This is a genomic window from Pseudomonas antarctica (assembly GCF_900624995.1).
GTDB lineage: Bacteria > Pseudomonadota > Gammaproteobacteria > Pseudomonadales > Pseudomonadaceae > Aquipseudomonas > Aquipseudomonas antarctica.
Map to the genome: position 1 here is coordinate 1 of NZ_UYXQ01000085.1, position 17,910 is coordinate 17,910.

At 58.0% G+C, this 17,910-nt stretch carries 22 protein-coding genes, 1 tRNA gene, 3 pseudogenes and 1 riboswitch; of the genes and pseudogenes, 14 read left to right on the forward strand and 12 right to left on the reverse strand.

The genetic code is table 11. The features are described from left to right. From E0F99_RS23385 to E0F99_RS23400, 4 genes and pseudogenes are all read left to right on the forward strand, one after another. Positions 1-585 (forward strand): annotated as a pseudogene (locus E0F99_RS23385) (acyl-CoA dehydrogenase family protein); the annotation flags it as partial. Further along, positions 582-1,385: an ABC transporter ATP-binding protein gene (locus E0F99_RS23390; protein ID WP_083358542.1), complete on the forward strand. Its 804-nt coding sequence runs from the start codon at positions 582-584 to the stop codon at positions 1,383-1,385. The pseudogene E0F99_RS23385 and the gene E0F99_RS23390, both read left to right, overlap by 4 nt. Continuing rightward, entirely contained in the window at positions 1,372-2,571 is a 1,200-nt protein-coding gene (locus E0F99_RS23395; RefSeq protein WP_083358541.1) for an ABC transporter substrate-binding protein, read from the forward strand. Before E0F99_RS23390 ends, E0F99_RS23395 begins: the two co-directional genes overlap by 14 nt. Positions 2,572-2,582: 11 nt before the next feature. Continuing rightward, the gene (locus E0F99_RS23400) at positions 2,583-3,329 is read left to right on the forward strand and encodes an ABC transporter permease (RefSeq protein WP_173667153.1); all 747 of its coding nucleotides are present in this window, start codon (positions 2,583-2,585) and stop codon (positions 3,327-3,329) included. 41 nt (positions 3,330-3,370) lie between these two features. On the opposite strand, the gene E0F99_RS30090 is transcribed toward E0F99_RS23400, so the two are convergent. Further along, positions 3,371-3,508 carry a hypothetical protein gene (locus E0F99_RS30090; protein WP_165447632.1) on the reverse strand — a complete coding sequence of 46 codons (138 nt, stop codon included), beginning with the start codon at positions 3,506-3,508 and terminating at the stop codon, positions 3,371-3,373. Between the two features lie 173 nt (positions 3,509-3,681). Here E0F99_RS30090 and E0F99_RS23405 point away from each other — a divergent pair, with 173 nt between their 5' ends. Next, entirely contained in the window at positions 3,682-3,876 is a 195-nt protein-coding gene (locus tag E0F99_RS23405; protein WP_053255884.1) for a hypothetical protein, read from the forward strand. A gap of 10 nt (positions 3,877-3,886) precedes the next feature. On the opposite strand, the gene E0F99_RS23410 is transcribed toward E0F99_RS23405, so the two are convergent. Beyond that, complete coding sequence (locus E0F99_RS23410; protein WP_083358539.1) at positions 3,887-4,267, reverse strand: fe2+ zn2+ uptake regulation protein; 381 nt, start codon at positions 4,265-4,267, stop codon at positions 3,887-3,889. Positions 4,268-4,505: 238 nt separating this feature from the next. Between E0F99_RS23410 and pvdQ the strand changes: the two genes are divergently transcribed. Together pvdQ and E0F99_RS23420 are read left to right on the forward strand one after the other, a co-directional pair. Continuing rightward, the gene (gene pvdQ, locus E0F99_RS23415; protein WP_083358538.1) at positions 4,506-6,785 is read left to right on the forward strand and encodes a bifunctional acylase PvdQ; all 2,280 of its coding nucleotides are present in this window, start codon (positions 4,506-4,508) and stop codon (positions 6,783-6,785) included. A 212-nt stretch (positions 6,786-6,997) separates the two neighbouring features. Then, positions 6,998-7,071, forward strand: a tRNA-Cys gene (locus E0F99_RS23420). A 135-nt stretch (positions 7,072-7,206) separates the two neighbouring features. Here E0F99_RS23420 and E0F99_RS23425 read toward each other — a convergent pair. Next, complete coding sequence (locus E0F99_RS23425; protein ID WP_083358537.1) at positions 7,207-8,040, reverse strand: enoyl-CoA hydratase/isomerase family protein; 834 nt, start codon at positions 8,038-8,040, stop codon at positions 7,207-7,209. A 104-nt stretch (positions 8,041-8,144) separates the two neighbouring features. Between E0F99_RS23425 and E0F99_RS23430 the strand changes: the two genes are divergently transcribed. Further along, positions 8,145-8,507 carry a winged helix-turn-helix transcriptional regulator gene (locus E0F99_RS23430; protein ID WP_083358536.1) on the forward strand — a complete coding sequence of 121 codons (363 nt, stop codon included), beginning with the start codon at positions 8,145-8,147 and terminating at the stop codon, positions 8,505-8,507. A gap of 265 nt (positions 8,508-8,772) precedes the next feature. Here E0F99_RS23430 and E0F99_RS23435 read toward each other — a convergent pair whose 3' ends face one another. Beyond that, positions 8,773-9,036 carry a hypothetical protein gene (locus tag E0F99_RS23435; protein WP_083358535.1) on the reverse strand — a complete coding sequence of 88 codons (264 nt, stop codon included), beginning with the start codon at positions 9,034-9,036 and terminating at the stop codon, positions 8,773-8,775. Between the two features lie 326 nt (positions 9,037-9,362). Here E0F99_RS23435 and tnpA point away from each other — a divergent pair, with 326 nt between their 5' ends. From tnpA to tnpC, 3 genes and pseudogenes are all read left to right on the forward strand, one after another. Beyond that, a complete protein-coding gene (gene tnpA / locus E0F99_RS23440; protein ID WP_232000070.1) occupies positions 9,363-9,695 on the forward strand; it encodes an IS66-like element accessory protein TnpA in 333 nt (110 codons plus the stop codon). Then, positions 9,652-9,891 (forward strand): IS66 family insertion sequence element accessory protein TnpB, encoded by a 240-nt coding sequence (gene tnpB, locus E0F99_RS31265; RefSeq protein ID WP_130908949.1) that lies wholly within the window; start codon positions 9,652-9,654, stop codon positions 9,889-9,891. Before tnpA ends, tnpB begins: the two co-directional genes overlap by 44 nt. Positions 9,892-10,017: 126 nt before the next feature. Beyond that, a pseudogene (gene tnpC, locus E0F99_RS23450) lies at positions 10,018-11,504 on the forward strand (IS66 family transposase). A 13-nt stretch (positions 11,505-11,517) separates the two neighbouring features. Here tnpC and ppa read toward each other — a convergent pair. From ppa to E0F99_RS30095, 8 genes are all read right to left on the reverse strand, one after another. Then, positions 11,518-12,063 (reverse strand): inorganic diphosphatase, encoded by a 546-nt coding sequence (gene ppa, locus E0F99_RS23455; protein WP_083358533.1) that lies wholly within the window; start codon positions 12,061-12,063, stop codon positions 11,518-11,520. Between the two features lie 2 nt (positions 12,064-12,065). Further along, positions 12,066-12,419 (reverse strand): DUF190 domain-containing protein, encoded by a 354-nt coding sequence (locus E0F99_RS23460; protein ID WP_083358532.1) that lies wholly within the window; start codon positions 12,417-12,419, stop codon positions 12,066-12,068. Positions 12,420-12,429: 10 nt separating this feature from the next. Continuing rightward, a complete protein-coding gene (gene crcB / locus E0F99_RS23465) occupies positions 12,430-12,813 on the reverse strand; it encodes a fluoride efflux transporter CrcB (RefSeq protein WP_083358531.1) in 384 nt (127 codons plus the stop codon). A 141-nt stretch (positions 12,814-12,954) separates the two neighbouring features. Next, positions 12,955-13,016, reverse strand: a riboswitch (Fluoride riboswitch). Between the two features lie 717 nt (positions 13,017-13,733). Next, positions 13,734-14,294, reverse strand: a complete 561-nt coding sequence (locus tag E0F99_RS23470; RefSeq protein ID WP_083358530.1) for a fasciclin domain-containing protein — start codon at positions 14,292-14,294, stop codon at positions 13,734-13,736. A gap of 303 nt (positions 14,295-14,597) precedes the next feature. Beyond that, positions 14,598-14,843: a Pathogenicity locus gene (locus E0F99_RS23475; protein ID WP_083358529.1), complete on the reverse strand. Its 246-nt coding sequence runs from the start codon at positions 14,841-14,843 to the stop codon at positions 14,598-14,600. A gap of 50 nt (positions 14,844-14,893) precedes the next feature. Beyond that, positions 14,894-15,148 carry a hypothetical protein gene (locus E0F99_RS23480; RefSeq protein ID WP_083358528.1) on the reverse strand — a complete coding sequence of 85 codons (255 nt, stop codon included), beginning with the start codon at positions 15,146-15,148 and terminating at the stop codon, positions 14,894-14,896. Further along, entirely contained in the window at positions 15,149-15,388 is a 240-nt protein-coding gene (locus E0F99_RS23485) for a hypothetical protein (RefSeq protein ID WP_130908950.1), read from the reverse strand. A 159-nt stretch (positions 15,389-15,547) separates the two neighbouring features. After that, positions 15,548-15,715: a hypothetical protein gene (locus E0F99_RS30095; protein WP_156795348.1), complete on the reverse strand. Its 168-nt coding sequence runs from the start codon at positions 15,713-15,715 to the stop codon at positions 15,548-15,550. A 277-nt stretch (positions 15,716-15,992) separates the two neighbouring features. Between E0F99_RS30095 and E0F99_RS23490 the strand changes: the two genes are divergently transcribed. The 3 genes and pseudogenes from E0F99_RS23490 to E0F99_RS23500 all read left to right on the forward strand — a co-directional run. Beyond that, positions 15,993-16,601: a LysE family translocator gene (locus E0F99_RS23490; RefSeq protein WP_083358527.1), complete on the forward strand. Its 609-nt coding sequence runs from the start codon at positions 15,993-15,995 to the stop codon at positions 16,599-16,601. 491 nt (positions 16,602-17,092) lie between these two features. Then, positions 17,093-17,274 (forward strand): annotated as a pseudogene (locus E0F99_RS30585) (S26 family signal peptidase); the annotation flags it as partial. A gap of 140 nt (positions 17,275-17,414) precedes the next feature. Further along, positions 17,415-17,910, forward strand: a 496-nt coding sequence (locus E0F99_RS23500; protein WP_479725192.1) for a type 1 glutamine amidotransferase family protein, incomplete at its 3' end; no start/stop codon positions are given.

The following is a 17,910-nucleotide window of genomic DNA, read 5'->3' on the forward strand; positions in this document are numbered from 1 at the left end:
GCCGGGGGCGGTGCGCCGTTTATCCTGGCGATCCCGGATTCGGTTGCAGGCCTGCAACGCTCGCGCGACCTGGACTTGCTGGGGCTGCAATCGAGCAACACCGCGGCGCTTGGGCTCGAAGGCGTTGAGCTGAGCCGTGATTGGTTATTGCATGAGGATGCGCGTAAGTTTTTGCCGACCGTACGCCCGGCGTTTCTTGGCTTGCAGTGCGGTATGTCGATCGGCCTGGCCCGCCGCTCGCTGGCGGAGGTGGCCAACCACTTGGGGTCGAGCCGCACCGTGTTGCGTGATGAGTTGCAAGCGTTGCGCGTGACCCTGGACCACTTGGTAAGCGAGCTGAAACAAGGCCTGTTGGCCGGGCGGTTTGCGGCGCAACCGGTGCCGCTGTTCAAACTGCGTATTGCCCTCGCGGAAACTGCCGCAAGCGCGGTGCAACTTGAACTGCAAGCCAGCGGTGGCAAGGCTTACCTGACCGCCCATGGCAGTGGTTTTGCCCGGCGCTGGCGCGAGTCGGCCTTTGTGCCCATCGTCACGCCAAGCCTGGTGCAACTGCGCACCGAGCTGCACCGCCAGGCCAATCTATGAGCCAGGCGGTATTGAGCGCTGAGGGGATTTGCCTGGGGTACGCCAGCGGCCCGGTATTGCAAGGGTTTGACTTGCAGTTGCAGCCCGGTGAAGTGGTATCGATCCTTGGCCCCAGCGGCGTCGGCAAGTCCAGCCTGTTGCGCGTGCTGGCCGGCTTGCAGGCGCCTCAGGGCGGTAGCGTGCGGGCGCTGGGTGAGCCGCTGAATGGCCCGCATCCCCGCGTCGCCGTGGCCTTCCAAGACCCGAGCCTGTTGCCTTGGCTGAGCCTGGAAAAGAACGTCGCCTTTGGTTTGGATTTTGCCCGCCAGCCGCACGTGAGCGCGCAGGAGCGCTGCCGCCGTGTTGACCACGCCATCGCCGCGGTCGGGCTTGAGCATGCGCGCCAGCAGTTCCCGGCGCAGTTGTCCGGCGGTATGGCCCAGCGCACGGCGTTGGCCCGTTGCCTGGCGCGGCAGCCGCAAGTGCTGCTGCTGGATGAGCCGTTCGGCGCGCTGGATGAAGTCACCCGTGCCGATATGCAGTACCTGCTGCTCAAGGTCAACCGCGAGCAAGGCTCGGCGGCGGTGTTGATCACCCACGATATCGATGAAGCGCTGCTGCTGTCCGACCGCATCCTGCTACTGGGCAACCACCCGGCGCGCACGTTGGGCGAATGGCACATCGACCTGCCGCAACCTCGCGAAGAACAGGTAGAAGCGATCGGCGCACTGCGCATTGAGATTCTGAAAACCTTACGGCAGGCGAGCCGCCCTCAACCCAACCCTCTTGAACAACTGGAGCCCAACTATGTGTCTGGATGACCTGACCCACTCGCGCCGTGACTTTCTCAAACTCTCGGCGGTGCTCAGCGCCGCCGGTGCCTTGCCGCTGTTGAGCAGCTTGCAAGCCCGCGCCGCCAGCGAGCCGGACGCGCCGGTTCGCATCGGTTACTTGCCGATCACCGACGCCACGCCGCTGTTGGTCGCGCATAATAACGGCCTGTTTGAAGCCGAAGGCATCAAGGCCGAGCGCCCGGTGTTGTTACGCAGTTGGGCGCAGGTGATCGAGGCGTTTATTTCGGGGCAGGTCAACGTGATTCACCTGTTGTCGCCGATGACAGTGTGGGCACGCTACGGCAGTCAAGTGCCGGCCAAGGTGGTGGCCTGGAACCACGTGGGCGGTTCAGGCTTGACCGTTTCGCCAGGCATTACCGAGGTCAAACAACTGGGCGGCAAGTCGGTGGCGATTCCGTTCTGGTACTCGATCCACAACGTGGTTGTGCAGCAACTGTTGCGCGATAACGGCCTGACGCCGGTGGCCCGTGCAACCGGTAAGGCGATTGCCGCCAATGAAGTCAATCTGATCGTGTTGCCACCCTCCGACATGCCACCGGCGCTGGCCAGCAAGCGCATCGACGGCTATATCGTCGCCGAGCCGTTCAACGCCTTGGCGGAAAACCTCAAGGTCGGCCGCGTACAGCGCTTTACCGGTGATGTATGGCGCAACCATGCGTGCTGCGTGGTGTTCATGCACGAGCACGACCTGACCAACCGCCCGCAATGGTCGCAGAAGGTGGTGAATGCCATCGTCAAGGCGCAGGTATGGACGCGCGACAATCGCGAAGAGGCGGTGAAGCTGTTGTCCAAAGACGGCCCGAACCGCTACACGCCGCATGCTGAGCCGGTGTTGAGCAAAGTCTTGGCGCCTGCGGCTGGCGACCGTGCCGCTTACCTGGCCGACGGCGCGATCCAGCACGGCGATTGGGACGAGCACCGCATCGACTTCCAACCTTACCCATTCCCCAGCTACACCGAGGAACTGGTGCGGCGCTTGAAGGACACCTTGATCGAGGGCGACAAGAAGTTTCTCGCCGACCTTGACCCGGCGTTCGTCGCTAAAGACTTGGTGGACGATCGCTTTGTGCGTAATGCCATCGAGTCGGTGGGCGGCATGAAAACCTTCGGCTTGCCGGATGGCTACGAGCGGCAAGAGGAGATTGGCGCTTGAGTAAAGACACCATCTCGGGCTGGTTGCTGGGGCTCAGTGGTTTGGCCGGCTTGCTGTTTTTGTGGTGGGGCGGCGTCAAAGTGTTTGGCGTCGCCGAGGGCTTATCGGCGCGCTTTTCGCTGGCGGCGACCTTCAGCAGCCTGTGGGAATTGTTCGGGCGCGGCGAGCTGTACCTGCATATCGTCGTCAGCCTCAAGCGCATCTTCGTCGGCCTGTTTCTCGCCCTGTTGGTGGGCGTGCCACTGGGCCTGCTGGTGGGCAGTTCGCGCAACCTCGAAGCCGCCACCACGCCAGCCTTTCAGTTTTTGCGGATGATCTCGCCGCTGTCCTGGATGCCCATCGTGGTGATGTTGATGGGCGTGGGCGACCAGCCGATTTACTTCCTACTGGCCTTTGCCGCCGTGTGGCCGATCATGCTCAACACCGCTGCCGGCGTGCGTCAGTTGGACCCGCGCTGGTTGCAGTTGAGCAAGAGTTTGAGTGCTACACGTTGGGAAACGTTGCGTCGGGTGATTATTCCCGGCGTAGTGGGGCATGTGCTCACCGGTGTGCGCCTGGCCATCGGGATTTTGTGGATTGTGCTGGTGCCGTGCGAAATGCTTGGGGTCAGTGCAGGGCTTGGGTACTACATTCTCGACACCCGTGACCGCCTGGCGTATTCGGAATTGATGGCCATGGTGCTGCTGATCGGGCTGTTGGGTTTTGCGCTGGATGCGTTTGCACGCGGGTTGCATCAGCGTTGGGTTCGCGCAGGCTGAGCGTCTCGCTTTGCGCCCTGCAAAGCGAGACGCAACTGCGGTCAGCGGTGCTCGTAGCCTCGGCCGCCGTCATAGCGGTGGTCGTGCCAGCCGCCACCGCCGCCGTGTGGGAAAAAGAAGCAGCCGCTCATGCTCAGCATGATTAGCAATGGAATCAGCAGTGTGATTCGACGCAACATTTCAAAAATCCTCTGGAGTACTTACAAGATCAATCAGGCGTGGAGCGAGCCAAAGCTTTTCATCGCCTGTAACATACGACCCTGTCGACCCGCGTCCATCCCCGTCACTGGGTATGTGCTTGGCATGCTCGACGATACAAAGTGCATACATTTATCAGGTTCAGGAACCCGTCATGACCCAAAAGCAACGTTTGAAATATTCGATTCTGATCTCCCTCGTGGTGCTGGGGACAATGTTTGGCCTGTCCTACCTGCAGAACACCGGGGTTATCAGCGAGAAAACGTTCCAGTACATCGCCATTGCCGTGGCGGTGACCGTGGTGGTGATCAACGGCATCATGCGCCGCAAGGTCAAGCCTAACTTCTGATTCAGGTCAGTCAGGCGCGACCGTCGAGCACTTTGGCAGCCTCTTCATGGAGGCTGTAGCTCTTATCGGCATTGAGGGTGATCACGCCCTCGCTGCACAGGCGCTTGAGCACCTCACGCACGCTGAGAAACGACAACGGAATGCCCAGCTCCAGCAAATGGCTGTGCACGCCGCGCACACCCAGCGTGCGCTGGTTGCTGGCAGCCGTCAGCAGGGCGTCAATGACCTTCAGCCGAATCAGGCTGGTGCGCAAACCGAAACACTTGAGCAAATGACGAATACGCTGGTTACCGTGCTGTTCGGGCGCTTTGCCGAACGCGTGTGCGCCGCCGCTGAACGTGGCGTCGGCAGCCGGTGAATGTCCGTCCGTGGGCAGTTGCGAGTTGTACATGCAAAAACTCCTTATCAGAGCCTGATCAGGAAAATGATGGCGCTCTTATCTAATTAAGACGAACGAGCGAGCAAAATCATGAAGTGTCGGATGTAGAAATTTTGTCGGTATCGAATGTGTCACAGCGCAGGCGTCTTGAATAAACGTGCCCGGCGGCTAAATTATTCCCAGTTGATTGCGTCCTTACGGTGGGGTAACTGCCCCGTGTGAGGGGGTTCAATTTGACTGTGGAGCGGGCGTGATTATTTCCAATAAGTTGTCCAGAACGAGCGTGGCCGGGGTGTTGCTGGGGTTGAGCCTGGCCGCCTTGGCGCGCGAGCACGTCACACAAGCGTCAGCGGATATTCGCCGCACCACCTTCGGCGTGCCGCACATTCGCGCCAACGACGAGCGCGGCCTGGGCTACGGCATCGGCTACGCGTACGCCCAGGACAACCTGTGCCTGCTAGCCAACGAAGTGGTCACGGTGAACGGTGAGCGTGCCAAATTCTTCGGCCCCGAGCAGGCGACCCTGGAAGAACGCAACAACCTCGCCAGCGATGTGTTTTTCACTTGGCTGAACACCCCCCAGGCGGTTGCCGCCTTTTGGAAGGCACAGACGCCAGAGATTCAGCAGCGGATTGAAGGCTATGTGGCGGGCTACAACCGTTACCTGAAAGAGCAGGGCGCGCCTGCACAGTGCCACGCGGCGTGGGTCAGGCCGCTGGTGACAGGGGATCTGGTCAAACTCACCCGCAGGCTGTTGGTGGAAGGCGGTGTCGGCCAATTCGCTGAAGCCTTGGCCAGCGCCGCACCGCCTCGGGCCACCGCCCGCGTGCAACCCAACTTGAAAGCTTTTGAACTGGCCGTTGCCAATCAGCAACGCTTCAGCCTGGACCGTGGCAGCAATGCCGTCGCCGTGGGGCGTGATCGTTCGTTTAATGGCCGTGGCATGTTGTTGGCCAACCCGCACTTTCCGTGGGTTGGCGGCATGCGCTTTTATGAGATGCACCTGACCATCCCCGGCCAGCTGGACGTGATGGGCGCCGCGCTGCCGGGCTTGCCGGTGATCAATATCGGCTTTAACCAGCACGTGGCCTGGACCCACACGGTCGACACCTCCAAGCATTTCACCTTGTACCGCCTGACCCTCGACCCCAAGGACGCCACGCGCTACCTGCTTGACGGTAAATCCATGCCCTTGGAGAAAACTTCTGTAACCGTGCAGGTCAAGCAAGCCGACGGCAGCCTCAAGCCGCAGGCGCACACGCTCTACAGCTCGCAATTTGGCCCTGTGGTGCAATGGCCTGGCAAACTCGATTGGGACAACCACTACGCCTTCAGCCTGCGCGACGCCAACCTGGGCAACGACCGCGTGCTGCAGCAGTGGTATGCCATGAACCGCGCCACCAGCCTCAAGGAACTGCAAACCTCAGTGCACACCCTGCAAGGCATTCCGTGGGTCAACACCGTGGCGGCCGATGACCAAGGCCAGAGCCTGTACATGAACCTGTCGGTGGTGCCCAACGTCAGCGCCGCCAAGCTCGCGCAATGCAGCGACCCACGGGCCGGAATGCAAATGATCATGCTCGACGGCGCCCACAGCACCTGCGCCTGGGACATCGACCCACGTGCGGCGCAGCCCGGCATCTTCGCCGCTGACCAACTGCCGCAACTGCAACGCACCGACTATGTGCAGCACTCCAACGACTCGGCATGGATGGCCAACCCCAAGGCGCCGCTGACTGGGTTTTCCCCAGTCATCAGCCAAGACCACATTGGCCTAGGCCCCCGCGCGCGCTTCGCCGTGCAGCGCCTGCAGTCCCTGGAGAAACAACCGATCAGCGCGGTCGACCTGCAAAACATGGTGATGGACAACGAGGTTTATCTCGCCAGCCAAGTCATTCCTGACCTGCTGGAGTTTTGCGCCAAACGCCTCGGCAATGACGCGGCGGCATTGCAGCCACTGTGTGCCAGCCTGAAGGCCTGGGACCAGCGCGCCAATCTCGACAGCGGCGTAGGGCTGGTGCACTTCATCAACCTGTTCGAACACCTGCAGCAACTCCCCGACGCTTGGCGCGTCGCCTTCGACCCGGCGCACCCGCTGACCACCCCGCGCGGCCTGGCCATCAACCGCGAACCCGTGGCCAATGCCCTGCGCGAAGCCATGCTGGCCTCCACCGCAGACGTCAGCAAACTCGGCCTGACCCGCTGGGGCGACATCCAAGTCTGCGGCCAAATCCCCATCCACGGCGGCCCGCAAGCACTCGGCATCTACAACGCCATGCAAACCGTGCCCCGCGCCGACGGCAAACGCGAAGTGGTCAGCGGCAGCAGCTACCTGCAAATCGTCACTTTCGACGACAAAGGCCCCCAAGCCCTGGGCGTACTGGCGTTCTCCGAATCCAGTAACCCCCAGTCGAAATACGCGAAGGACCAAACCCAAGCCTTCTCCGAGAAAAAACTGCGCCCGCTGCCCTTCACCGAAGCCCAGATCAAGGCCGACCCGCAGTACCAACAACAGCTCATCAAGGAGTAGGGCAGGGGCGCAACCCCTTGATGCCAATACGAAATATTTTTGAAATCAAGGGGTTGCAGGCAAAAGCAAATGAGTACATAATGGCGCCCATCAAACGCAACGAAGTATTAAAAACTTCAATGTATTCAATGAGTTAGAGTAGAGGCAGGGCTCTATAGCCCACTCAAGTTTTTATGCGATGAATGTCAGTGGTAAGGGCATTGGTCGTTTGAGGCCGAGTAGCAAAATGGTTATGCAGCGGATTGCAAATCCGCCTACGCCGGTTCGATTCCGACCTCGGCCTCCACTCTCGAAAGCCCCGTAGATTAACGTCTACGGGGTTTTTTATTGCACTTGGGAAAGTGCAGGGGCTGCTACGTAACAGCCTCTATGATGTGTCTGTAATATGGTTTTTTGAAACCAAGTAGCACTAAGGGATGGATCATCGTTTCAGCCCGCGGAGAAGGCGCTCCAGATTTCGCTCCCCTTCTTTGGTCTGCGCGCCAGCCTTGAGTCCTCCCCGGATGAGCTTTTCAGCCGCTGGACGTTCGAAGAGTCCCGCCCAGGCATCGTGCTCGCGGCGAAAGCCTTCTCGCAGGTCTGTTCGGGGCACTGCTTTTTTGGCAGCGGCGATGACCCCTTCGGGCAGTGCGGCGATGTTGCGCGCCAGCCGATCAACGAAACCGTCAAGTTGGTCCGCGGGCAGTGCCCTGTTGATCCATCCGTAACGCTCTGCCGTATTGGCGTCGATGAGATCGGCGCCAAGTATCACCTCAAGCGCTCGGCCACGCGTCATCCGGCTAGCAAGGTATTGAGTCGCTCCGCCTCCCGGCGTGATGCCCATCAACGCTTCGCATTGGGCAAGGCCTGCTCGGCCTTGTGCGGCAAATACCATGTCGGCCGCTGAGATGAATTCTGCGCCTCCCCCGCGCGCCAACCCGGCGAGCTTGATAATGGTTACCTGTGGCTGATCTCGCAGCAGTTCGCCGAATGCCTGGAAGGGGTTGAGCGCCGCCGGAGACTCATGAACAAAATCGTCAAATGCGTGCGGCTCGTCGATCAATGTCATATCGACATGCGCAATAAAAAACTCTGGGTCAGCACTCTGGAAAACCAGCACGCGGGTGTTTGTGTCATCACGAGCGCAAAGGAGAAAGCGGCGTATCTCGCTCCTCAAAGATACGTCGAGGACGTTCACAGGCGGATGATTAATCGTGATCGTTGCGACGCCATCCGCGTTCGAAATGTGAAGCCTGCCGACGTCTGTGTTTGTCATTTCAGTATTTCCTAAGTTAGGTGCATTAATGACCTGATAGTATTCATTGGATACCTAGAGTCAATTACGCACCTGAAGCATCCCAAGGGTGCTGGAGGATACCAATGCAAGACACTGACCCGATCTACCGCGCCGATTGTCCGAGCCGCGTGATACTCGACCAGATAGCAGATAAGTGGTCGATGATGGTTCTGGCTGTCTTGTGCGAGCCCTGTCGCTTCAACGGCATCAAGCGTCGTCTTGATGGCATCACTCAGCGCGTGCTGACCCAGACGCTACGTAAACTGGAGCGCAACGGAATGTTGACGCGCAGAGTTCTGGATGGACGGGTGCTTGGTGTTGAGTATGCCCTGACACCCCTTGGTAGATCGTTGCAGGGGCCTTTCTCGGTTCTTTTCGATTGGACAGTCGAGAATATGGAGGCAATTCAAGCGTGCCGACGTAGCTATGACGCCGGTGAAAAATAGAGCGAATGGTGAACTGATGAGTTACCCATTACGCGGCTTGGCTGGGCCTGGGTGTTGGTGTTTATGATCCTGTCTGGATTTTTCGAATCTGCCATGTGCAGCTTTATCTGCGTTTTTTCTGTGCGCACGCGCCGGGATTACGTTGGCTGCTGTTGCCAACGCCGGCGTTGACGTGCTCTTTACCATCACTGGGCAGCGCACACAGAATGACAGTGCGGACTGCCCCTCAACTGCACCTTGCCTGCCGCCTGCGTACTGCGAGGCCTTAGTGAATGGCCGAGGTCGTTTGAGTGGGCGCTGAATCAAATTTGGAAACGTCCTGAACCCAGAAGCGCCGATACCGGGTCTGGTCAGGTGGAACGGGCTGATGAAGCGACCAAGTGTGTTCGGCATTCAAGGCGTCTCGATAAGCCTGCCACTCCTTCGCTTCAGCCACATCCATAGCGGATTTTTTGTCCTCAAACCAACCTAAAATGTAGACCTCACCTTGATCTCTTCCATGCTCTACCAGTAAGTAAATATCTTTCATAACCTAAATCCACTGCCACATTGCTCAATTTCCCCAGCTCGGGAGCGCTTATTTACAGGGTATCGGCCCACACTTGCACTTGTTGAAACTTATTGCGCCGCGCTATACCTGCTTGGCCATCCATCCATGTTGGCTGTGCTCATGCTCGAAGACCATGCACTGTCTGCGCCAGGCCGGTTTTGTTCCTGCATTTATGAACTACGCTCGTCGTGTCGTCCGTAAGTAATCGTCCGGGTAACACACTTTCCTGATTCCGTCGCATGAGGCGATGGTGTCCACCTAAATTTAAGTGGACACCATTTTTAGTTTTTTTAAGCGGACGCCCCATGCCACAAAAGCGCCGTTCCTATTCCAAATCCTTCAAAGCCCAAGTCATTGCCGAATGTGCGCTGCCAGGCAACTCGATTGCCAGTGTCGCGTTGACCCACAACCCCAACGCTAACCTTGTTCATAAATGGGTTCGGGGGCACGGGCAGAAAAACCTGGCGCAGCAAACAGCCTTCATCCCGGTCACGGCATCGCAATCGGCAGCGGTGCATCATAGCCTTCCTGCCACGATCAGGATCGAGGTACCTCATTCAAAAGGCCAAGTCGTTGTGAGCTGGCCGGCAGAAAATGCAGCGGCGTGTTCTGCTTTCCTACCAGACCTGCTGCGATGATTCGCATCGACTCCATCTGGCTTATCTATTCGCCAACCGCCGCGCCAGTCGCATGAAAGTGCTGGTGCATGATGGTATGGGGATTTGGCTTGCAGCCCGGCGCTTGAATCAAGGACGCTTCTTCTGGCCTGGTATGCGACACGGCTCCGAAGTGGAAATGGATGCCGAGCAACTCCCAGCCCTGGTACTCGGGTGACCTTGGCAGCGCGTCAGTGCAGGCGCGGTCATCTCAATGCTTTAACACCTGCCATGCAGCGCATGCCAGCGCGAGTGGCCCATTGGTCTATCGCCGCGATGAAGCCCCTCTGGCAAGATCTGCGGCATGACTTCGCATCTGAATCTCGATGAATTAAATCCTGAAGAACTGCGCGCCTTGGCGACGCAGTTGATCCAGCGCGTCGAGATGATGGACAAGCAAATCTCCCATCACAAGTCGGTCAACGAGAAGCAGGCCCACGAGATCGCGCTGCTTAAACGCTTCAAGTTTGCCAAGTGCAGCGAGCGGCTAAGTCTGGATCAAGCCAGCTTGCTGGACGACTTGATCGACACTGACATCGCCGCCATTGACGCTGAGCTTGAAGCGCTGCCCCCCGCGCTTGTCTAAGCCAAATTGTGCCAGTAGCCTAAGCGCGCTGCGCTGCCACCGCAGTTCCCTCGCAAACTGATCCATCATGGACCCGAAAACAGCCACTGCCAGTGCGGCTGCGCTCTCAAGCGTATTGGCGAAGATGCGATGCCAGTGAAAAGCTCGACTACACGCCCGGCGTATTCACCGTCGAACGTTACATCCGCGGAAAATGGGGCTGCGAACGGTGTGAAACGCTGATCCAGGCGCCGGTACCGGCGCATGTTATTGACAAAGGCATACCGACGGCGGGTCTGCTGGCCCACGTCATGGTGGCCAAGTTTTCCGACCCTCTCCCGCTGTATCGGCAGGAGAATATCTTCGGCCGCGCCGGCCTGTCGATTGCTCGCTCAACCTTGGCGCAGTGGGTGGGCAACTGCGGCGTGCAATTACAGTCACTGGTTGATGCGCTGCGCGAAGCCGTGCTGACACCTGGCGCGAAGGAAACTCATCGAGCTTATGTCTGGGCCTATGCCATCAGCCAGTTCTCCGATCTGGCTGCGGTCGTTTATGACTTCAGTCCGAGCCGTGCTGGCGAACATGCCCGAGCCTTCCTTGACCACTGGAACGGCAAGCTAGTCTGCGACGACTTCGATGGCTGCAAGGCAGGCTTTGCACTAGGCGTCACGGAGATGGGCTGCATGGCCCATGCACGCCGCAAGTTTTTCGACGTGCCCGCGGCCAACAAAAGCCAGATCGCCGAAAAAGCGCTGCACTACATCGCGGCCTTGTCCGAAGTTGAACGAGAAGTCCGCGAGCTAGAGCCGGGTGTCCGGCAGCGTATACGGCAGGAAAAAGCAACGCCGATTATCAATGCACTTCATACCCGGACGATCGCCCAGAGGCAGCTTGTGCCTGAGAGGTCGGCCATCGCCAAGGCTTTGGATTACACCCTAAAGCGGTGGATAGCGCTGACGCGCTATCTCAATGACGGTGATGTGCCCATCGATAACAACGGGTGCGAGAATCAAATCCGACCGTGGGCTCTTGGGCGCTCGAAGTGGCTGTTTGCGGGCTCGTGACGCAGCGGTAAACGTGCGGCTGCAATCATGAGTTTGATTCAAACGGCACGACTCAATGGGCATGATCCATATGCGTACCTGAAGGACGTCCTCACCCGCCTGCCGACACAGCGGGCGAGTGAGATTACTGAGCTACTCCCCCATAAGTGGGGTCACATTTAACAGTCCATATTTTCTAGTGAGACTCCAGGCTTTTTGGAGCGTAGGCCGCTACTGACCGGCGGATTTCTTCCCTAGCCTCATCTGCGCTACCCCAGCGCCCCATCTTCACCCACTTACCCGGTTCCAAGGCCTTGTAGTTCTCAAAGAAATGCTGGATCTGCGCAAGCAGAAGTGCGGGAAGGTCTTCGCACTCCTTAATATCGCTGTACATCGAACTGAGTTTGTCATGAGGAACAGCGATTACTTTGGCATCGGCGCCTGCTTCGTCTGTCATGTACATCACGCCAACCGGACGACTGCGAATGACAACGCCAGGAGAGACCGGATAAGGGCAGACCACCAATACGTCCAGTGGATCGCCATCATCGCTTAGCGTGTTCGGAATAAACCCGTAGTTGGCCGGATAGAACATCGGTGTGCTGAGGAAGCGGTCGACGAAGATCTGCCCACTTGGCTTGTCCACTTCGTATTTGATCGGAGAGTGGTTTGCAGGAATCTCGATAACGGTGAAAAAATCATCGGGGATCGCGTTACCAGCTGGAATGTCCGTATAGCTCATGTTCATAACTCCGAAGTTTTGGAAGGGGCTACGCTGGAAGGCGTTTTTCCAAGTGTGCCCATCTCGATTGGCGTCTTCGTGAAAAACACCGATATTTCCTCACAGTCCAGTCGCTTGAATAACCGCTCTGCCTCATCCTCCGTGATTGCCAAGCGAATCTCCGTGGGTTGATCAGCCAGCTCAAAAAAGTGCGAGGAGTGCAGTTTTCCAGTGTGCCCAAACCCTTCGATTCCAGTACATAGCGTGGCACCGCGCAGCCCCATTTCCTTAGCTACGTCGACGATCCATTCGCCAAGCATCTTTCCTTGATAACGACGATTTTGTTGGGTGAAGAAAACGACCATATAACCTTTCATTTTAATCTCCTCAGCGAGTACCAATCATTTGGTAGGACAGTAGCCCGGCAGCGGTCATCGCTAACGAACCTACGACGTGCAATGAAATTGAACCGAGCGCCCACAGCAATCTCCCTTCTTGGATTAGGGCAACTGTTTCGGCTGAAAAGGTGGAAAAGGTCGTAAGCCCCCCACAAAAACCCGTGATCAGCAGCAGGCGCCATTCGGGGCTTAAGGAGGGAGATGCGGCCAAGAAGGCGATGGCTAAGCCGATGATGTACCCACCGACCATGTTCGCCACCACAGTGCCTGGGGGAATTATCGGGAACAGCGCGTTGAGCTTCATACCCAAGAGCCAGCGCAACCAAGCACCGAGTGATGCGCCGATGGCGATAACGAATAGTGATTTCAGCATGGCTGCAGTTCTCCTCTGGGCTGGTAGAGCCGAGGAGGTGCTGATAACCGCAGATTGCGATAGAGAGTTGATATGAGATTTGGAGTCAAGATCCTGTCCTAAATTAGCGGACAGGGAGCACACCCACGCACCCTGTCCAGGGTTTACGTAGGCATCATCAGCACGAGGCGGTTTCAAGGAGGAATGCCATCTCCTGAGAAGATCCTATAGCAACAGTATCGATAACTTCAACCTCCACGCACCGAAATCAGTACGGCCTATCGGACGCTGTCTCTGCCATAGTGACCTGAGCCTACGCGGCGACCTCAATGGAAGTTCGAAAATAGCTACAGCGGAATTCCAATACAGTTGTTCAAGACGGGGTCGGCAGACGCTTACGTTCGTAGTGCGATCATAGTGTTTGCAACGGTCACCATGGATAAGCGCCTTGCAGGTCTTTCGTTTCTGCTCACCCTCGGTTGGGTGGCCACCGTGGTGTCGGTGATGTGGTATTTCTACGACCGTTAGCCGACGCGCCGGTCTGTATATGCCTGAGCGCCTTCAGGGCGCCACCAGGCTCCTGGATGAGCTGCGCAATGCGTGCGTGGTGATTCACGAACATATCGAGTAGCCGTCGCTTGAAACCTATCGGGTTAAGCCGGCCGTGACAGTTGCAGTGATATCAAATTGAAATTACAGTCGCGCCTTTTCAAAGGAGTGATTCGATGTTTCCAAGGTATTTTCGCTGGATTTCGCTGCTAGGCATCCTTGCGGCAGTTGTCGCCTTCGTAATCGCAAGCCTGCGAATTGACTCTGGCATGGGCCCCACAACAGACCTCATTCAGCCGATCATCACCGCTGTTGCCTTTGGCTGGGCGTTTACTCAGTCAACCAAGGTTTGACACCCGGCAAACTCTGGGTTTGCCGGGATGGCGGGGTGTTTAAGGCATCAGGACCGAGTCGACAACGTGGATCACGCCGTTGGACTGCATCACGTCGGCGATGCTGATACTCGCCTTGCCGCCCTTGGCATCGACCACCCAAAGTTTGCCGTCGTGCAGCTTGATGGTCAGCGACTCACCTTGCACGGTTTTCAGCACAACGCTGCCGCCGTTCTTCTTTGCGTTGGCCATCAGTTGTGCCGATGTGTGAGTGCCTGGCACGACATGGTAGGTCAGGATTTTGGTCAGGTCGGCTTTGTGTTCCGGCTTGACCAGCGTATCGACGGTACCTGCCGGCAGCTTGGCAAAGGCTTCGTTGGTGGGTGCAAACACGGTGAAAGGGCCTTTGCTATTTAGCGTATCAACCAGCCCGGCAGCCTTGACTGCTGCTACGAGCGTCGTGTGGTCCTTTGAATTGACCGCGTTCTCGACGATGGTTTTACTTGGGTACATCGCTGCGCCTCCGACCATCACGGTGTCGGCGGCAAAGCTGAGCGTTGCAGTGGCGCAGAGCATAGCGAAGCAGGCTGCTGCAGCAATTTTTTTGTAGAAGGCGTGCATGATGTATCTCCTTGGCTCTTATGCCCTCCGAGTGAGGGTATTGAATCTACGAGCCAACCCTCAAAGTGGATGCACCTCTTCATAAAGTAATTGTGTGAAGCCGGTGAATGGGGGCATCGCAGCAAAGCCTTTAGGTTTGTAACGTTCACGAAAAAGACTTAGCCCAGCCGAGCACTGAGCTTTTTGCATCTGGCCCTCAGTGCTAGAGTTTTGTGCTTGTCATGCAGCTGGTTAAACAGGCCGTGGTGTAAACAGGACTGAGGTGCAAATACCGGCGTCCACGGGGTGGCGAAATACTCAGGTTCAGGCGTTCTCCCCCTGAGCCCTTGCCAGTTCCACAGCCGCCGTAATGGCCGCACGGGCCTGAGGGCTGTTTTTCCAGCATGTCGAACCCAGGGCCGCCGATGCTTGCGCCAGGATTTCACTCACGTGCGCCTTTGCAAGTTCGCCCATCGACGCGATACCCATCTGTTCCAGCCGCGTAATCACGGTGGGGCCTACCCCCTTGAGAGCAAGCAAAGCGGTTCTTTCTTCCAATGAAAACGGCATCCGTACGTTCCTTTTTTAACCCGTGAAAGCGTGCTCGACCTGATGGCATTTCATCCGGCCTCAGACCTTACAATACGCAGCTCCTTAACTTCCCCCGCATACCCGCGCATCTTCTCCTGCTGGGCCGCCAGCAGCGCACAAATCTTCATCAACGCCAGCGCCTGCGCAGGTGTTTTAGCGCCTGCGGCCACGGCCGTCAGTTCCACCACCGACCAGCCGATAACCGCGGTCGCATCTTCAAGGTCATAAAACAGTTCCTGCTGAGCAGTCCGCGGCCCATCGAGCCCTTGTATCAACTCGTCCATCTACTTGCCCGCCTGCCGTTGCTTCAACACTAACGCCATCACCACCATGCCGATGTCGAGCAGGTCGGTTTTGGCCACACTACCGCCCGCGCCACTGCTACGGGCTGGCCGCCTCGGCCCATGGGGATGGAGTCTTTGATCCGATCGAACTGGCCCGGCTCGGCGCCCGGCGGCTTTGACGTCGTTGGCCGCGCCTACGCCGCGACTTCCGCCGGTAATGAGGATGACGGGGGCACTCATGGTGTGAACCTCTGTTGAGGGCAGGAAGGGCCGGCCTCAGCCGATAAAATGCGGGCTTATGGTAGTCGATTTCCGCTTCGTCGCTTGCTTACAGCGTCCAGCCAAGATGAATGGTTCCCGGCCCGTTATCGGGAACTGTTTTAAACCGGCGACACCTGATTATTTGTTATAGATGGCATTCAGTATCAGCAACTCAAACACCGCTACCACCACGCAGAGTGCTACAAACCTGCGCGTGAATACCCGGCGCGGCTTTTGATAGGTGAAGTCCAAGTCGCAACCAAAAGGCAACAGCAGCGAAAGCAGTAATAACTTGATGACCCTCATCCCTTGTCCTTGTGTGACGTGTTCAGCGCAGATTCAAACGAAGTGAGCAAGTATACCGGCCAGTGAACGCCATTCCTCGGCCCATGCCCGCCTGCAAGTGCTTGACGGCATAGGCCATCTGCCGAGGGTCGAAGCCACGCAACAATCGGCCGCAGATTGTCGCGAATGGCCGACAAGGCCAAAGTGTACGCCTTGATCCGCGCTTAGCTGTACGGGGCGCAGGGTTACAGAACCCACTACTGTCGCAGGCATACCGCCGCCGTTCGGATGCCCCGCAATGTTCATGTCTACCAGCCTGCTGTCAGCCTTTGTACTGTTTGCCTTCGTGTCCTCGATCACCCCAGGGCCCAACAACACCATGTTGCTGGCGTCCGGAGTGAACTTCGGGTTTCGCCGCTCAATGCCCCATGCGTTGGGGATCAGCATTGGGTTCATGCTGCTGGTGATTTCGGTAGGCCTGGGCCTGGGCGAAGTGTTCAAGGTGTTGCCGTGGGCCTACACAGTGCTGCGTTATGTGGGCGCGACCTACTTATTGTACCTGGCGTGGAAAATCGCGACCGCAGGCGGCATGTCCAACAGCAGTGACGCGCACAGCAAGCCCATGACCTTCCTCGGCGCGGCGGCGTTCCAGTGGGTCAACCCCAAGGCGTGGATCATGGCATTGGGCGCGATCACCACCTATACGCCGGCCGAGGGTTATGTGACCAATGTGTTGGTGATTGCCTTGGTGTTCGCGGTGGTGAATTTGCCCAGCGTGTGTGTTTGGGTGGGCTGTGGCACCGGCCTGCGCAAGGTGTTGCGCGAGCCACGCTGGGTCAGAGTGTTCAACGGGTTGATGGCCGGATTGTTGGTGCTGTCGCTGTACCCGATGCTTTTTATCCATTGAACCCGCTGGCTCATTGGCGACGCAGGCTGCGCGCACCTCGGCGGATGTCGAAAGGGTGATTTTTCGCTGACTGGGGCTTAGACCGGTGAGATGGTCGCCAGCAAGCCGATACCGATGGTCAACACCAAAAAACCGAACAGAAAAAGTGCCATCTTGGTCATAAGGCCTCCGAAGGGAAGGGGGCGTCAGGAACATTCCTGTCGCGCTCGACAAGGGTGTCGGGAATGGCCCTATTGTCCGCCCCAGGCAGTTTTCGATACAGACGCAGATGGCAAAGAAAAAACCGTATCAGATGGCAGCGTGGCTGCTTGGCAAGGGGCTTGGGAGGCGCCGGGGTTTATGAAGATCAGACGTAAACTCACGGGTCTAGGCGCTTCGTAGTGAGCCTTAATGTACGCTTCATGCGCAAGCGTGATTGTTACAAAAAATGACCGTGATCTGCGTGGAGCCTGCTCTGCGTCTCTTTTGCGGTATGAGGATGTAAGCGAAGTCTGTTGAGCAATTACCGTTACGCCATCATTTTCTGGCTGTGTGTTGGGGTATTGCGCACCTCCTTGGCCATTGGAGCCCGATCCCCTCTGGCTCTATGCGCCCGACGCTGGCGCAAGGCGATGGGGTGCTGGTAAACCGCGTCGCGTATGACCTCAAGGTGCCGCTCACGGATATTTCACTGCACGCTGATCGGCCGTGTGCACCACGTGCTGGCGTCGGCGCAGATCCTTGATAACTGGATGCCACGTTTTCGCCGATTCGGTTCAGCAATCCTCTAAGATGACGCCCACTGCATCAATAATAAGAGTGGGCTAAGCCTCAATGGAAAGACGCCAGTTCAGCGGTGGCATGAAAGGCAAGAACCTGCGCTACCTCAACGAAACACCCCAGCAACCGGCCGCGGCCACCCGTGTCGGCTTTTTGCTGCTCGAACACTTTTCCCTGCCCGCATTCACTCAAGCCCTCGACACCCTGATCACCGCCAACCTGCTGCGCCCCGACCTGTTCGCCACGCGTACCTTCGGCTGCGGCGATGGCGAGGTCATCAGTGATCTGGGCCTGGTGATCCGCCCCGATGCACGCCTGGACCTGTCGGCGCTGTCAGGTCTGGAACTGTTGGTTGTTTGCGGAGGGTTTCGCACCGAGCTCAAAGCCGGTGATGAACTGATCCACCTGTTGCGCACCGCCGCCGAACTGGGCGTCAGCCTCGCCGGCCTGTGGAATGGTGCATGGATTCTTGGCTGTGCCGGTGTGTTGCAGGACTACCGCGGCGCCATCCCCCCGGAACATCGGCAGGCGCTGGCGGCAGTAGCCAAGG

Bases quoted from the DNA above. Each gene is read 5' to 3' on its own strand.
- E0F99_RS23390 (WP_083358542.1), top strand. From the start codon at position 582: ATGAGCCAGGCGGTATTGAGCGCTGAGGGGATTTGCCTGGGGTACGCC.
- E0F99_RS23395 (WP_083358541.1), top strand. From the start codon at position 1,372: ATGTGTCTGGATGACCTGACCCACTCGCGCCGTGACTTTCTCAAACTC.
- E0F99_RS30090 (WP_165447632.1), bottom strand. From the start codon at position 3,508: ATGTTGCGTCGAATCACACTGCTGATTCCATTGCTAATCATGCTGAGC.
- E0F99_RS23405 (WP_053255884.1), top strand. From the start codon at position 3,682: ATGACCCAAAAGCAACGTTTGAAATATTCGATTCTGATCTCCCTCGTG.
- E0F99_RS23410 (WP_083358539.1), bottom strand. From the start codon at position 4,267: ATGTACAACTCGCAACTGCCCACGGACGGACATTCACCGGCTGCCGAC.
- E0F99_RS23425 (WP_083358537.1), bottom strand. From the start codon at position 8,040: ATGACAAACACAGACGTCGGCAGGCTTCACATTTCGAACGCGGATGGC.
- E0F99_RS23430 (WP_083358536.1), top strand. From the start codon at position 8,145: ATGCAAGACACTGACCCGATCTACCGCGCCGATTGTCCGAGCCGCGTG.
- E0F99_RS23435 (WP_083358535.1), bottom strand. From the start codon at position 9,036: ATGAAAGATATTTACTTACTGGTAGAGCATGGAAGAGATCAAGGTGAG.
- tnpA (WP_232000070.1), top strand. From the start codon at position 9,363: ATGCCACAAAAGCGCCGTTCCTATTCCAAATCCTTCAAAGCCCAAGTC.
- tnpB (WP_130908949.1), top strand. From the start codon at position 9,652: ATGCAGCGGCGTGTTCTGCTTTCCTACCAGACCTGCTGCGATGATTCG.
- ppa (WP_083358533.1), bottom strand. From the start codon at position 12,063: ATGAGCTATACGGACATTCCAGCTGGTAACGCGATCCCCGATGATTTT.
- E0F99_RS23460 (WP_083358532.1), bottom strand. From the start codon at position 12,419: ATGAAAGGTTATATGGTCGTTTTCTTCACCCAACAAAATCGTCGTTAT.
- crcB (WP_083358531.1), bottom strand. From the start codon at position 12,813: ATGCTGAAATCACTATTCGTTATCGCCATCGGCGCATCACTCGGTGCT.
- E0F99_RS23470 (WP_083358530.1), bottom strand. From the start codon at position 14,294: ATGCACGCCTTCTACAAAAAAATTGCTGCAGCAGCCTGCTTCGCTATG.
- E0F99_RS23475 (WP_083358529.1), bottom strand. From the start codon at position 14,843: ATGCCGTTTTCATTGGAAGAAAGAACCGCTTTGCTTGCTCTCAAGGGG.
- E0F99_RS23480 (WP_083358528.1), bottom strand. From the start codon at position 15,148: ATGGACGAGTTGATACAAGGGCTCGATGGGCCGCGGACTGCTCAGCAG.
- E0F99_RS23485 (WP_130908950.1), bottom strand. From the start codon at position 15,388: ATGAGTGCCCCCGTCATCCTCATTACCGGCGGAAGTCGCGGCGTAGGC.
- E0F99_RS30095 (WP_156795348.1), bottom strand. From the start codon at position 15,715: ATGAGGGTCATCAAGTTATTACTGCTTTCGCTGCTGTTGCCTTTTGGT.
- E0F99_RS23490 (WP_083358527.1), top strand. From the start codon at position 15,993: ATGTTCATGTCTACCAGCCTGCTGTCAGCCTTTGTACTGTTTGCCTTC.